The sequence below is a fragment of the Streptomyces sp. NPDC093586 genome, assembly GCF_044764905.1.
Lineage (GTDB): Bacteria > Actinomycetota > Actinomycetes > Streptomycetales > Streptomycetaceae > Streptomyces.
In genome coordinates this window covers 249,279-262,657 of record NZ_JBIWJA010000004.1, presented here as the reverse complement: position 1 = coordinate 262,657, position 13,379 = coordinate 249,279, and the positions used below count along the sequence as shown (strand labels likewise).

Sequence of the window (13,379 nt, the reverse complement as noted above, 5' to 3'; positions counted from 1 at the left end):
GCCAGAACGGAGACAACGCCTGTGTTCGAGGTCCGCATCATCTGCGACAACGCCGACGTGCCCCGCATCGCCCGAGCGGTGCTCGGCAGCGTCGACGCCGTGTCCGTGCGCCGCTACCCCACCCGCGACCGGGCCCGGACCCGGCTGTACATCACCGCCGACCACCGCGGCACGCACCAGGACTGCCCCGGCTGCGACGGCGACGGCATGACCCTGTGGTTCCTGCCCGACGGCACCCAGGAACAGCGCCCCTGCACCGGGCTGAGCGCCGACGCCCTCCACACCGCCGGACTCACCCAGGGTTCGACTCAGCGCGAGCCCTGGCAGCGCACCACCGACCACTAGCTACGCCAAGGGCGGCCCCCGTCTCGCCAAAGTCCGGAGCCGCCCTTGTCCACCTGCCAACCACTTGACCTGTGGAGGTCTCCCAGCATGACGCAACCGACCGACATCCGGCGAGCCCCGGGCTCGCCGTTCCGCCTGCTGGCGTTGTGCGCCGGCTACGGCGGGCTCGAAGAGGCGATCCGCGCCGGGATCGGCGGCCGGGTCGCCGCCTACGCCGAGTCCGACCCGTTCGCCGCCGCGGTGTTCGCCGCGCACCACCCGGGGGTGCCGAACCTCGGGGACATCACCGCCGTCGACTGGCACGAGGTGCGGGACCTGTACGCGCCGGACGTGATCGGCGCCGGTTTCCCCTGCCGCAACATCTCCAACGCTGGACGAAGGGACGGAATCCATGGGCAGTGGTCGCGGGTCTGGAAAAACGTCGCTGAGGCTGTGGGCGTCCTTCGACCGCGCGTCGTCTTCCTGGAAAACGTGGCGGCGCTCCGCTCGCGGGGGCTGGACGTCGTCGCCGCGGACCTGGCCGCGCTCGGGTATGACGCGCGGTGGACATGTCTACGAGCTGGTGACGCCGAAGTCGGCGCCCCGCACCCGCGGGACCGCTGGTTCGCAGTTGCCCATCCCGCTGATGCCGACCCCGACCACCTCGGACGGCACTGGCGGCCCCGGCACCTCCCCCAAGCGCAAGGGGGGAATGAACCTGCGCACCGCCGTGACCAAGCTGCCGGCACCCCCGTCCGAGGGGTGAGCCTGCTGCCCACCCCGGCCGCGCGGGACTGGAAGTCGGGCGCCTCGAACCTGATCGGACGCAACGCGCGACCGCTCAACGAGTTCGTGGTGAACCTGCTGCCCACCCCGAAAGCCTCGGACGGCCCGCACGGTGGGCCCAACCAGCGGGACGCCTCCGGTCGCTACTACCTGCCCGGCCAGGCCGTGCGGCTCGACGGCCGGTGGGTCGCGGTCGACGGCACCGACTACGGGCCCGCCATCCACCGCTGGGAGCGGATCACCGGCCGGGCCGCGCCGTGCCCGACCGAGCCGGGCACCCGCGGCAACCGCCGCCTGTCCCCGGCGTTCGTCGAGTGGATGATGGGCCTGCCCGCCGGCTGGGTCACCGCCGTCCCCGACATCCCCCGCCGGGAACAGCTCAAGATCCTCGGCAACGGCGTGGTGCCCCACCAGGCCCACCACGCCTACGGACTCCTGCTGGGTGCCGCCACCGCGGCACCGGCGTGGGAGGGGGCGGCATGAACGAGAACCTGATGCGCGCCGCCCTGGACGCCGCCGAACGCGGCTGGCACGTCTTCCCGCTCCGTCCCGGTACCAAGCGTCCCGCCCTGCACGGCGAAACGGCCTGCCCCGGCACCGGCCCGTGTGTGAGCGGGCACCGCAAGTGGGAGGACCGGGCCACCACCGACCCGGACCGCATCCGCGCCGCCTGGTCCCGGGCGCCGTACAACGTCGGCATCGCCACCGGCCCCTCCGGGCTGCTCGTGGTCGACCTGGACGTGCCCAAGGACATAAGCAGCACGGACGCGCCTTGCGGCGCGGCGACCTTCAAGGCGCTCTGCGAGCGCACCGGACAGGCCGTCCCCCGCACCCGCACGGTGCGGACCGCGAGCGGTGGAAGCCACCTGTACTTCACCGCCCCCGTCGCCGCACGGCTGCACAACACCGCCGGGACCCTCGCCCCGCTGGTCGACACCCGCGCGTGGGGCGGCTACGTCGTCGCCGCCGGCAGCACCGTCGACGGCACCCGGTACGAGACGGCGGGGCCCGCGCTGCTGCGGCCCCTGCCCGACTGGCTCAAGGCCCTGCTGGTGCCCCCGCACCCGGTCAACCGGCCGTCCATGAGCGGACCGGCCAGCGGGCGCCGCCGCCCGTACGTCGATGCCGCCCTGGCCCGGGAGACGGCCGCCGTGGCCACGGCGCGCGAGGGGCGGCGGAACGCGACGCTGCTGCGGGCCGGGCGGGCGCTGGGCCGGTTCGTCGCATCCGGCGACCTGCCCCGCACCGAGGTGGAAGAGGCTCTTCAAGGGGCGGGGGAGTCGGCCGGACTCACCGTCGCCGAGTGCCGCGCCACCCTCCGCAGCGCCCTGGACTGGTCCATCGCCCACAACACCCGCACGGCGGTGGCGGCATGAGCGCCCGTCCCCGCCCTTTGAAGAGCATCACGCCCGCCCCGGCGGGTCCGCTCGCCGCCCGATCGGCCGCACTCCGGGCCACCGTGGGCGTGCCGAAGGGCGTCGCCCGTCAGGGCGTCCGAACTGCTCTTGGTTCTGACCCGCGCCTGGTCACCGTGACCGGCGTCGAACCGGGTTTTCAGGTCCGCACGACGGGCGTGCCGGTAGCCGACTGGCTCTGTGCCTGTGGGCACCACGAACGGGCCCGGGGCGCCGGCGCCGTCATCGAGCTGCAAGCACGTGTGCGCGTGGGCGTCTGCCCGCACGCCACCATCACGGAAGGGAGGGCCGCCGCATGACCCCCAGCATCGACGGGGCCGCGCTGCTCGATGAGGTGGAAGCCTTCCACCGCCGGTTCAACGTCTTCCCGCACGAGGCCGCCTACGTCGCCGTCGCGCTGTGGGACGCACACGCCCACCTGCTCGACTGCTTCGACTCCACGCCGCGGCTGGCGTTCCTCTCCCCCGAGCCGGGGTCGGGGAAGTCGCGGGCGCTGGAGGTCGTGGAAACCCTCGTGCCGCAGCCCATGACCGCGGTCAACGCGTCCGCCGCCGCCCTGTTCCGGTCCGTGTCCAATCCCAACGGCCGGCCGACGATCCTGTTCGATGAGATCGATACGATCTTCGGCCCCAAGGCCGGGGACAACGAGGAGCTGCGCGGTTTCCTCAACGCCGGGCACCGCCGCACGGGCGTGACGTACCGGTGCATCGGGGACGGCGGCAACCAGACCGTGCAAGCCTTCCCGTCGTACTGCGCCGTCGCGGTCGCCGGACTCGGAGCACTCCCGGACACGATCATGACCCGCTCGGTCATCATCCGCATGCGCCGCCGGGCCCGCAACGAGACCGTGGAAGCCTTCCGCGCCCGCCTCCACGAGGCGGAGGGCCACAAGCTCCGTGACCGGCTCGCACAGTGGACGGAACAGGCACGCGACCAGGTCATGGGGGCCTGGCCCGAGATGCCCGAGGGCGTCACCGACCGGCCCGCCGACGTGTGGGAACCCCTGCTCGCCATCGCCGACGCCGCCGGCGGCGACTGGCCGAGCCGGGCCCGCGAAGCCTGCGTGACGCTGGTGACCGCGTCCAAGGCCAACGACAAAGGCAGCCTCGGGGTGCGGCTGCTCACCGACCTGCGCGACCACGTCATGGCCGGCATCGACCGCCTGCCCACCATCGCCATCCTCGACCGGCTCAACGCCCTGGACGACGCCCCGTGGGCCGACCTGCACGGCAAGCCGCTCGACAGCCGGCGCCTGTCCAAGATGCTCGCGGAGTACATGACGGCCGACAACGAGCCCATCGCCTCCCGCAACATCAAGGCCGCCGGGAGCGTCCTCAAGGGCTACTACAGCGCCGATCTGTGGGACGCGTGGGCCCGCTACTGCCCCCCACCCCCGGAAAGTCCGCTACCTCCGCTACCCGGCACCGAAAACGCGGCCTGACCAGCACCAACGCGGTAGCGGCAACCGGGGCCGGTTGCCGCTACCGTGCCGCTACCCATCCGCTACCGCTACCCCTTCCCGCTACCTCGATCAGGCCCCTGACCTGCACGGTAGCGGCGGTAGCGGAAGTAGCGGACTTTCCAGAAGGGGGCCGACGGCCCCGCCTGCCCACGGAGGTTCGACGTGCTCACCGCCGTACCCACGACGCCTGAAGCCTTGACCGTGCCCGAGGTCATGGAGGCACTGCGGATCAGCCGCTTCAAGGTCTACGACCTGATCCGCTCCAACGAACTCCCCAGCATCAAGATCGGACGGGCCCGCCGCGTCCCGGTCGACAGCGTTCGCGCGTACCTGCGCGACCGATTGGAGGAAGCTGCCTGATGGCCAAGCGACGCGCCAACGGCGAAGGAACGATCACCAAGCGCACCGACGGGCGGTACCACGCTGCCGCGTACGTCTACCGCCCGGACGGGACGCGGACACGGAAGTTCGTCTACGGCAAGACCCGCGAGGAAGTGGCCGACAAGCTCACCGAGTTGCAGGAGAAGACTCGACAGGGCATCCCGGCCGCGTCCTCAACGATGGCGTTCGGCGACTACCTGACCTACTGGCTCGCCAGCATCGCCCCGGAACGGCTCAAGCCCGCCACGCTCAACAGCTACGAGGGGTTGACCCGGCTCTACATCCGGCCAGCGCTCGGTAAGAAGCGGCTCAACCGGCTCGCGCCGGCGGATGTGCGCCGATTCCTGACCGAGTTCAAGGGCTCTTGCCTCTGCTGCCTGCGGGGCGCCGATCACGAGCGCCCCGAGGAGAGGCGCGGGTGCTGCGCGGTCGGCAAGTGCTGCAAGCGGCTTCCGTCCGCTCGAACTGTCCAGTACGTACACGCGGTGCTCCGGTCCGCCCTACAGCAAGCCATGCGCGAAGAGCTGATCGCTCGAAACGTCGCACGCATCGTCGAGACCCCGTCCGTCACGCCCAAGGAGGTGCGCCCCTTGGACGGTGCGGAAGTGCGCATCCTGCTCAAGATCGCCCGCACCCACCGGCTGTACGCCCTGTGGCTGCTGCTCGTATCGACCGGTCTACGGCGCGGCGAAGCGCTCGCCCTCACGTGGTCGGACGTCGACCTCACAAACCGACAGCTCCGGGTGCGCCGGAACGTGCAGCGCATCCGGCGGGAACTCCTCTTCGGGACGCCGAAGACCACGCGGTCCATCCGTACGGTTTCCGTGCCACAGCACCTCGTGCGAGCGCTCACCCAGCACCGCGAGCAGCAAGAGCGCGAACGCAAGGTCGCGGGCAAGAAGTGGCAGTCGGCGCCGGGGCAGCCGGACGGACTGATCTTCACCACCCAGACAGGGCGGGTCATCGACCCTCGCAGCCTCAACAGGATGCTGACGATCCTGTGCCGGGACGCGAACGTGCGGCGCGTCCGGGTCCACGACCTACGGCACACGTGCGCATCCCTCCTGCTCTCACGAGGGGTGGACGCTCGCACGATCATGGAGACACTCGGCCACAGCACCATCACGATGACGCTCGACACCTACGCGCACGTGATGGACACGACGCTGCGGGCGGCTGCTGATCGGATGGATGACGCACTCGGGCCTGACGACAACGAGGAGGTCTTGTAGTCGGACGCCTTGATGGCGTCGTCTGCCCGGCCGATCTAGGCGTTGATGTCACCCGCTGATGTCAAAGGCCCCGCCGGGCGAACCGGCAGGGCCTTTGACCTGTGTGCACTCGGCAGGATTCGAACCTGCAACCTTCTGATCCGTAGTCAGATGCTCTATCCGTTAAGCTACGAGTGCTTGTCTTTTCTGTTTTCTCCGCCGCTCCCGGCCCTTTCGGCCCGCTCGCGGCGACAGGAAGAACATTACATGACTGCCGCCGTCATGTGAAATCCGATTGCCTCACCCCTTGTGACCTGCGGAAACGCCGCCACAGGCGCGGCAGGTCGACGACGGGGCCCGGACAACGACGAAGCCCCGGCCGCAGGGCCGGGGCTTCGTCGATCATGTGCGGAGGCGGAGGGATTTGAACCCTCGATGGGCTTTAAGACCCAAACCGCATTAGCAGTGCGGCGCCATAGACCGGACTAGGCGACGCCTCCAGACAACATCACCTCTCGCGTGCGAGCGCGAGTGGTGCGGTGCCGATGATGACACAGTCGAGCGTGCTGTCACCAATCGACCCCCACGGTACTAGGCGGGCGGGTCGCAGAGCAAAGCCCTTACGGCGTGGCCGCGCAACATCCTGCGTGGTGGGGCGTTAGTCAGGTCATGTCGCTCACCCGTTTCGACGCCGCCCGCCTTCTCGGCGCGGCCGCCGTGTCCGTCGCCACCCTCGTCTCCCTGGCCGCCGTGCCCGCGGCCGCGTACACCGACACCGGACCCCGCGCCGGTACGGGCACCGGCACGCTGATGCCACCGCCGGCCCGCGACGAGGACCGGACCGGTGACCACCTGACGATCACCGTCCGGGACGCCGGCGCGGGCGCGGACGGCACGTACGAGCTGTACTGCCACCCCGGCGGCGGCGACCACCCCGACCCGGCCGGCGCCTGTGCCGTGCTGGACCAGGACACGCGCTGGGGGCAGGACACCTTCGCACCGGTTCCGGTGGGCAGCGTCTGCACCATGCAGTACGGCGGGCCGGCCACCGCGCACGTCACCGGCGTCTGGGCCGGTCGCCCCGTCGACGCGCGCTTCGACCGGAGCGACGGCTGCCAGGTCTCCCGCTGGGACCGCATGGTGCCGTTGCTGCCCGATCTGCGGGCACCCGAGAGGGCGTGACCGGGATCGGCCCGGCACCCGGACGGAGCCACCGGTTCCGGGCCGGGCCGGGCCACCGGTTCCCGGTCGGGGCGGCCCTCGGTCACCTGTCAGGGTGGCCCTCGGTCACACGTTCTGCGTCACTTCCACGTGCGACCTCCCTCCCATCCCGCGCCGTCGACCGGGCCCCAGCGCTTAGACTCCCTCGCGTGACACGCAACGGGCCCGTTGGCAAGATGGTCCGGGCGGTCGGCAAGTGCGGTAACAGGAGGGAAGCGTCTCGTGAGCAGCAGGCCATCCCGAGGCGCTGCTCGCCTCGCAGCCATACTGGACGCCCTGCCCGACGCGTTGGTCCTGGTCAACGCCAACGGCACCGTCGTCAACGCGAACTCCATCGCGCTGGATGCCTTCGAGGCGCCGGGCACCGCTCTGGTCGGACGCGGCCTGCTGGATCTGCTGCCGCAGTTCGACTCGCGGCTCATCCCCGGATCCATGCGGCGGCCGGACCACATCGACCCGCGGGTGCGCACCAAGCCGACGCGGATGGTCGCGCGGCGCACGGACGGCACCGAGTTCCCCGTCGAGGTCGCCAGCGCCAACCTGGAGAACGGGCAGCAGGCCTACGACGGCTACGGCTACACCGGCGACGAACTGCTGATGCTGGTCGTCCGCGACCTGTCCGGCACCATCGACACCGAGGCCGAGCTGGCGCGTTCGCAGCGGCAGACCGAGATGATCCTGCGGGCCGCCTCCGAGGGCGTCGTGGGCACGGACACCGACGGGCGCATCGTCCTCGTCAATCCGGCCGCCGCCCAGATCCTGGGCTACCGGGCCAGCGACCTCGGCGGCCGTGAGCTGCACACCCTCGTCCTGCACTCGCGCGCCGACGGCTCCCCCTTCCCGTACGACGAGTCCCCGCTCGCCGACACCCTGCGCTCCGGGCGCAAGCACCGGGTGCGGGGGCAGGTGCTGTACGCCAAGAACGGCGACAAGCTGCCGGTCGACCTGACGACCGCGCCCGTGCGCGACGGCGACCAGCTCGTCGGCGCCGTGATGACCTTCACCGACCGGCGGCCGTACGACGCCCTGGTCAAGGAGCACGAGGAGGCGGAGCGGCGGCACGCCGAGGAGCTGGAGCGGCTGTCCGAGGAGCACGGTTCCGAGCTGACCGCGCTGCGCCAGCAGCACGTGACCGAGCTGGAGGAGCTGCGCGAGAAGCACGCGGAGGAACTCGCCGCGAACGAGGACCGCTACGCCGCGCTCGGTGAGCGGGAGAAGGACCGGTACGAGGCGCTCGCCGCCCGGCACGAGCAGCTGCTCACCCTCCTCGGGACCTCCCTGCGGGGGCCGCTGGAGGAGCTGCGCCAGGAGCTGGCCGCGCTGGCCGCCGACGACGCCGGGCAGCTGTGGCCCGAGGCCAACCAGGTGCTGCACCACCTGTCCGCCGGATACACGCGGATCACCACCCTCATCGACAACGTCCTCGGCTACCAGCGCCTCGACGTCGGCAGCGAGAAGGTCTCCCGTACGAAGGTGATGCTGGATGCCGTCGTCGCCTCCGGTGTCGACGGGGCCGTCGAGCTGATCGGCCCGGGCCGGGTGCAGTTCGCCGTGCACGCGCCGCCCATCGAGGCCGAGGTCGACCCCCGGCTGCTGGCCACCGCGCTGGCGCACCTCGTCGCGGACGTCGCGGGCGTCGACGCGACCGGCAACACGCCGGTGTCGGCGGGCGGTTACCTGGACAACACCGTCGTCGTGGCGGCGGCGCAGCGCGGCGAGGTCGTACGGATCGAGGTGCGCGGGCCGTACGCCGGGGGAGACCCGGTGCACGAGCCGATCGTGCGCGGGATCGTCCGGGCGCACGGCGGCGTGCTGCAGACGCACGAGGTGCCGGGCATGAGCGGCAGCGCGTACGTCCTGGAGGTGCCGATCGGGGGCGGGGCGGGGGCCGTCGCGGCCGAGGCCCCGGCCGCCGCCGCGGAGGACACCCAGGAGGTTCCGGCCGCCCCGGACCCCGCCGGTGGCGGGCGACGACGGGCCCGGCGGCCGTCCGTCGACGCCTTTCTGGAGGGCGACACCGAGGACCCGTTCGCCGAGGGCACCGAGGGCGGTGCCGGTCCCGAGGCGGAGGGCGGTACGCCGTCCGGGCGGCGCAGGCGGCGTGCGGTCCAGGGGCCGGCGCCGGCCGCCCTTCCCCTCCCCCTTCCGGCGCAGGCGTCCTCGGCCGAGGGGTCCGGTGGCACCGGGCGCCGGCGGGGACGGCCCGCCGAGGACGCGGGTGACGCCCCGTCCGAACCGGCGACCGCCGGTGTCTCCGAGGGCGCCGTCGTCATGGCCGCCGAGCATGCCGGGGGATCCGCCGCCTCCAACACCGGCCTGGGCGGGACCGTACCGCCGCAGGGCGTACCCGCCTCTCCACCGGGCGCACCCGGCTCTCCGCAGGCTCTGCCCGCGCCCACCGGGCGGCGTGCCCGGCGGGCCGGGGAGGAGCAGCACGCGCTGCCCGCGGCGCTGCCCGCGCAGGCCGGCGAGTCGGACCCGGACGACGCGTCGAAGCCGACCGGGCGCCGGCGTCGCGCCCTGGCCTCCGCGAACGAGCGTGCCGCCGCGCAGGAGGCGGCGCCGCGACAGGTGTTCGCCCTGCCGCCCGCCGAGGCCGACCGGCCACCCGGCGGCGTGCCGGAGACGAGCGGTGCGGCGGAGGCGGCGGTCCCCGTGGGAGTCGCTGCCGCGGGGCCGGTCCAGGTACCCGGACCGGCCGCTTCCGGCGACGCCCTGATCGACGACGGCCGGCACGACGCCGTGCCGCACGACCAGGCCGGCGACCACACTCCGCCGCAGCCGCACCCGGCCGAGGCGCCGACCGGACGCCGTCGCCGCGCCGTCGCCGCCCCGTCGGCACAGGCGGCTCAGGCGGCTCAGACGGCGCAGGCCCACGGCATTCCCGCCCAGGGCGGCCCGGTGCAGGGGGCACCCGTACCCCGGCGGAGCGCCGTCGTGCCCCCGCAGGGTGGCACCGCCGGTCAGGGCGTACCGGTGCCGGAGGCCACGCAGCAGCCCACCGGGGCCACGGGGCCGACGCAGTCCGCCGTTCCCGGCCGACCCCTCGGGCCCGCCCGGCCTGCAGGCCCCGCCCGGTCCCGAGGGGCTGCCCAGCCCGCCGGGCCCACGCGGCCCGCAGGACCTGACCAGTCCCCCGGGGCCGCCCAGTTCCCCGCGCCCACCCCGCCCGTAAGCCCCACCCCGCCCGGCGCACCCGTGGAGGGCCCCGAGCCTCCCGCGCCCGCCGCACCGGAAGCCGCCGAACCCCCTGTCGGCGCGCAGGCCCCGGCCGCTCCGGCCCCGGCCCCGCAGCCGTGGCCCGCCGCCGCCGAGACCCCGGGCGCGGGAACTCCCGTACCGCCCGACGGCGTGGGCGGCACGGCGCCCTCGACCACCCCGGGCGCATCCGGCGCCGGCGCCCCCGGCGCACCCGCCCCGGCGCCCCCGGCGCCCCCACGGGGCGTCCCCGCCTCCACGCCGAGCCGGGGCACCCCGCTGCCGCCGGAGAACACGCCGCGCGTGGCCCAGCCCCTGCCTGCGGAAGCCTCCGCCCCGGCCGATCCGAACTCCACCCAGGGCCGGTCGATCAGCGTGCGCACCCTCGGACAGGGTGTGCCGTTCAGCCGGCAGGCGTTCCAGGTGCAGCAGCCGTCGGCGACGCCACCGCCGCATCAGCCGGGTGGCTCCGGCCGGCGCCGCAAGCTGGGCACCCCGCCCGACCCGGCGGCCACGGCACGCCCGGAGCAGGCGGCCCGTCCGCATCCGGCGGCGGACCAGCCGGCCGCGCCCGTACGGCCGAAGGCCCCGTCCCCCCAGGGACAGGAGCAGCCGTCCCTGGCCGGCGGGCAGCCCCGGCTCGCGCCGACGACCGAGGGCGCGGGACGGTCGTACGCCATAGGAGCGCCGGACCGGAACGCCGCCGAGGGACCCGAACCGCTGGACGGCCCCGGCGGGGCCGTGGAGGTGGCGGACCCGCCGCGTCCGCAGCCCATGGACGACGAGCTGCCCCCGGAGCCGCTGGACAACCCGCGCCGGCTGCTGGTGTGGCCCGCGCCGGACGTCTCCACGCAGCAGGCGCTCAGCGACCGCGGCTACCGGCCGGTGATCGTGCACTCGCGCGAGGAGGTCGACGCGCAGATGGCGGCGTTCCCCGCCGCGCTGTTCGTGGACCCGCTGACCGGACCAATCACGCGTACGGCGCTCCAGTCGCTGCGGCAGGCGGCCGTCGCGGCCGAGGTGCCGGTGCTGGTCACGGCCGGGCTCGGGCAGGCCTCGCGCGACGCCGCCTACGGTGCCGACCCCGCCGTCCTGTTGAAGGCGCTCGCGCCCCGGGACAGCGAGCAGCATCCGCCGCGCGTCCTGCTGATCGAGGAGCACGCGGAGATCGCGCTGGCGCTGACCTCGACGCTGGAGCGGCGGGGGATGCAGGTGGCGCGGGCGGCGAGCGACGCCGACGCGGTGGCGCTGGCGGGCCGGTTCCGGCCGAACCTGGTCGTGATGGACCTGATGCGGGTGCACCGGCCTCAGGAGGGATTCGCCGGGATCGTCGACTGGCTGCGTGCGAACGGGCAGCTCAACCGCACCCCACTCGTCGTCTACACCGCCGCCGTCGACCAGGCCGACCTGCCGCGGCTGGCGTCCGGTGAGACCGTGCTGTTCCTGGCGGAGCGGTCCACCAGCGGTGAGGTGCAGTCCCGGATCGTCGAGCTGCTCGCGCGGATCGGGACGAACTGACGCAGCGGGAGCGGTGCACGGGGGAGGCCGGGCGGCGGGTGCCGCCCGGCCTCCGTGTCTCCGGCCTCCGTGCCCGGACGTCAGAGCCGGGTGACGTCCAGCCCGCCCTCGGCGTACCGCCTGCGCAGCACCTTCTTGTCGAACTTGCCGACGCTCGTCTTCGGCACCGCCTCGACGACCGTCCAGCGCTCCGGGAGCTGCCACTTGGCGATCTTGCCCTCCTCGGCGAGGAAGGCGCGCAGCTCCTCGAAGCCGACGCTCGCGCCCTCCTTGAGGACGACGGTGGCCAGCGGCCGCTCGCCCCACTTGTCGTCGGGGACGGCGACCACCGCGGCCTCGGCGACGTCCGGGTGGGACATCAGGGCGTTCTCCAGCCCGACGGAGGAGATCCACTCGCCGCCGGACTTGATGACGTCCTTGGCGCGGTCGGTGAGGGTGAGGAAGCCGTCGGGGGAGATGGTGCCGACGTCGCCCGTCTTCAGCCAGCCGTCCTCGCTGAACTTGTCGGCGGGGCGGAGCGGTTCGGCCCCGGGGCCGTTGTAGTAGGCGCCGGCGATCCAGTTGCCGCGGACCTCCAGCTCGCCGGCGGACTCGCCGTCCCAGGGCAGGCGTTCGCCGCCGGGTCCGGTGAGGCGGGCCTCGACACCGGCCGGGAAGCGTCCCTGGGTGAGGCGGTACGCGAACTCCTCCGGCGTGCCGGCCGCGTGGGCCGGCGGCCGGGCGACCGTGCCGAGCGGCGAGGTCTCCGTCATGCCCCAGGCGTGGCAGACCCGCATGCCGAGCTTGTCGAACGCCTCCATCAGGGACGGCGGGCACGCTGAGCCGCCGATGGTGACCTGGGTGAGCGAGGAGACGTCCCGGGGCCGCTCGGTCAGCTCGGCGAGCAGGCCCTGCCAGATGGTGGGGACGGCGGCGGCGTGCGACGGCCGTTCGCCCTCGATCATCGCGGCGAGCGGCGCGGGCTGCAGGAAGCGGTCCGGCATCAGCATGTTGACGCCGGTCATGAAGGTGGCGTGCGGCAGTCCCCAGGCGTTGACGTGGAACTGGGGGACCACGACCAGCGTGGTGTCCTGGTCGGTCAGGCCCATCGACTGCGCCATGTTGACCTGCATGGAGTGCAGGTAGATGGAGCGGTGGCTGTAGACCACGCCCTTGGGGTCGCCGGTGGTGCCGGAGGTGTAGCACATGGCGGCGGCGGTCCGCTCGTCCAGCTCGGGCCAGTCGTACGTGACCGGCTTCCCGGCGATCAGGTCCTCGTACTCGTGCACCTGGACGGACGCCCCGGCCAGCGCGGAGCGGTCGCCCGGACCGGTGACGACGACGTGCTCGACCGTCTTCAGGTGCGGCAGCAGCGGGCCGAGCAGCGGCAGCAGCGAACCGTTGGCGATCACGACCCGGTCGGCGGCGTGGTTCACGATCCAGGCCAGTTGCTCGGCCGGGAGGCGGAGATTGAGGGTGTGGAGGATCGCGCCCATGGAGGGGACCGCGAAGTAGGCCTCGACGTGCTCGGCGTTGTTCCAGGCGAGGGTCGCGACCCGCTCGTCGCCCCGGACCCCGAGGTCCTCGCGCAGGGCGTGCGCCAGCTGGGCGGCGCGGGCGCCGATCTCGGCGAAGGAGCGCCGGTGCGGCTCGTCCTCACCGGTCCAGGTGGTCACCTGGGAACTGCCGTGGATCGTCGACCCGTGGGTGAGGATCCTCGATATCAGCAGCGGTACGTCCTGCATCGTGCTCAGCACGGTGTCCTCCCGGGGCGACATTGCCTACGCGGCGGTAAGGGTTGCGCTGATTCTGCGCACATACCGCTCGGTATGTCACTACTCCCGGACGATCGATCAGTGCGCGGCGCCCCGCGGATCCGTCCGC

General features: G+C 73.3%; 9 protein-coding genes and 2 tRNA genes. 8 read left to right on the top strand and 3 right to left on the bottom strand.

From position 1 onward, the window contains the following. Positions 1-21: 21 nt before the first annotated feature. The 6 genes from ACIRFH_RS06990 (at position 22) to ACIRFH_RS06965 (ending at position 5,600) form a co-directional block, all read left to right on the top strand. The gene (locus tag ACIRFH_RS06990) at positions 22-345 is read left to right on the top strand and encodes a hypothetical protein (RefSeq protein WP_403517645.1); all 324 of its coding nucleotides are present in this window, start codon (positions 22-24) and stop codon (positions 343-345) included. Positions 346-432: 87 nt separating this feature from the next. Continuing rightward, the gene (locus tag ACIRFH_RS06985) at positions 433-1,593 is read left to right on the top strand and encodes a DNA cytosine methyltransferase (RefSeq protein ID WP_403517643.1); all 1,161 of its coding nucleotides are present in this window, start codon (positions 433-435) and stop codon (positions 1,591-1,593) included. After that, entirely contained in the window at positions 1,590-2,486 is an 897-nt protein-coding gene (locus ACIRFH_RS06980; RefSeq protein WP_403517641.1) for a bifunctional DNA primase/polymerase, read from the top strand. Before ACIRFH_RS06985 ends, ACIRFH_RS06980 begins: the two co-directional genes overlap by 4 nt. A 334-nt stretch (positions 2,487-2,820) precedes the next feature. Beyond that, a complete protein-coding gene (locus tag ACIRFH_RS06975) occupies positions 2,821-3,966 on the top strand; it encodes a DUF3631 domain-containing protein (RefSeq protein ID WP_403517639.1) in 1,146 nt (381 codons plus the stop codon). Positions 3,967-4,149: 183 nt separating this feature from the next. Continuing rightward, positions 4,150-4,347: a helix-turn-helix domain-containing protein gene (locus tag ACIRFH_RS06970; RefSeq protein ID WP_040251532.1), complete on the top strand. Its 198-nt coding sequence runs from the start codon at positions 4,150-4,152 to the stop codon at positions 4,345-4,347. Beyond that, complete coding sequence (locus tag ACIRFH_RS06965; protein WP_403517637.1) at positions 4,347-5,600, top strand: tyrosine-type recombinase/integrase; 1,254 nt, start codon at positions 4,347-4,349, stop codon at positions 5,598-5,600. The genes ACIRFH_RS06970 and ACIRFH_RS06965 overlap by 1 nt, the downstream gene beginning before the upstream one ends. A gap of 104 nt (positions 5,601-5,704) precedes the next feature. Here ACIRFH_RS06965 and ACIRFH_RS06960 read toward each other — a convergent pair. After that, positions 5,705-5,777: transfer RNA gene (locus ACIRFH_RS06960), tRNA-Arg, on the bottom strand. Positions 5,778-5,988: 211 nt separating this feature from the next. Then, positions 5,989-6,079 (bottom strand) — tRNA-Ser (locus ACIRFH_RS06955). 169 nt (positions 6,080-6,248) lie between these two features. Between ACIRFH_RS06955 and ACIRFH_RS06950 the strand changes: the two genes are divergently transcribed. Both ACIRFH_RS06950 and ACIRFH_RS06945 read left to right on the top strand, forming a co-directional pair. After that, positions 6,249-6,761, top strand: a complete 513-nt coding sequence (locus ACIRFH_RS06950) for an SSI family serine proteinase inhibitor (RefSeq protein ID WP_403517635.1) — start codon at positions 6,249-6,251, stop codon at positions 6,759-6,761. A 261-nt stretch (positions 6,762-7,022) separates the two neighbouring features. Further along, positions 7,023-11,516, top strand: coding sequence for a PAS domain-containing protein (locus tag ACIRFH_RS06945; RefSeq protein ID WP_403517633.1), 4,494 nt, complete (start codon positions 7,023-7,025; stop codon positions 11,514-11,516). A gap of 80 nt (positions 11,517-11,596) precedes the next feature. Here ACIRFH_RS06945 and ACIRFH_RS06940 read toward each other — a convergent pair whose 3' ends face one another. Continuing rightward, entirely contained in the window at positions 11,597-13,273 is a 1,677-nt protein-coding gene (locus tag ACIRFH_RS06940; protein WP_403517631.1) for a long-chain fatty acid--CoA ligase, read from the bottom strand. Positions 13,274-13,379 lie beyond the last annotated feature (106 nt).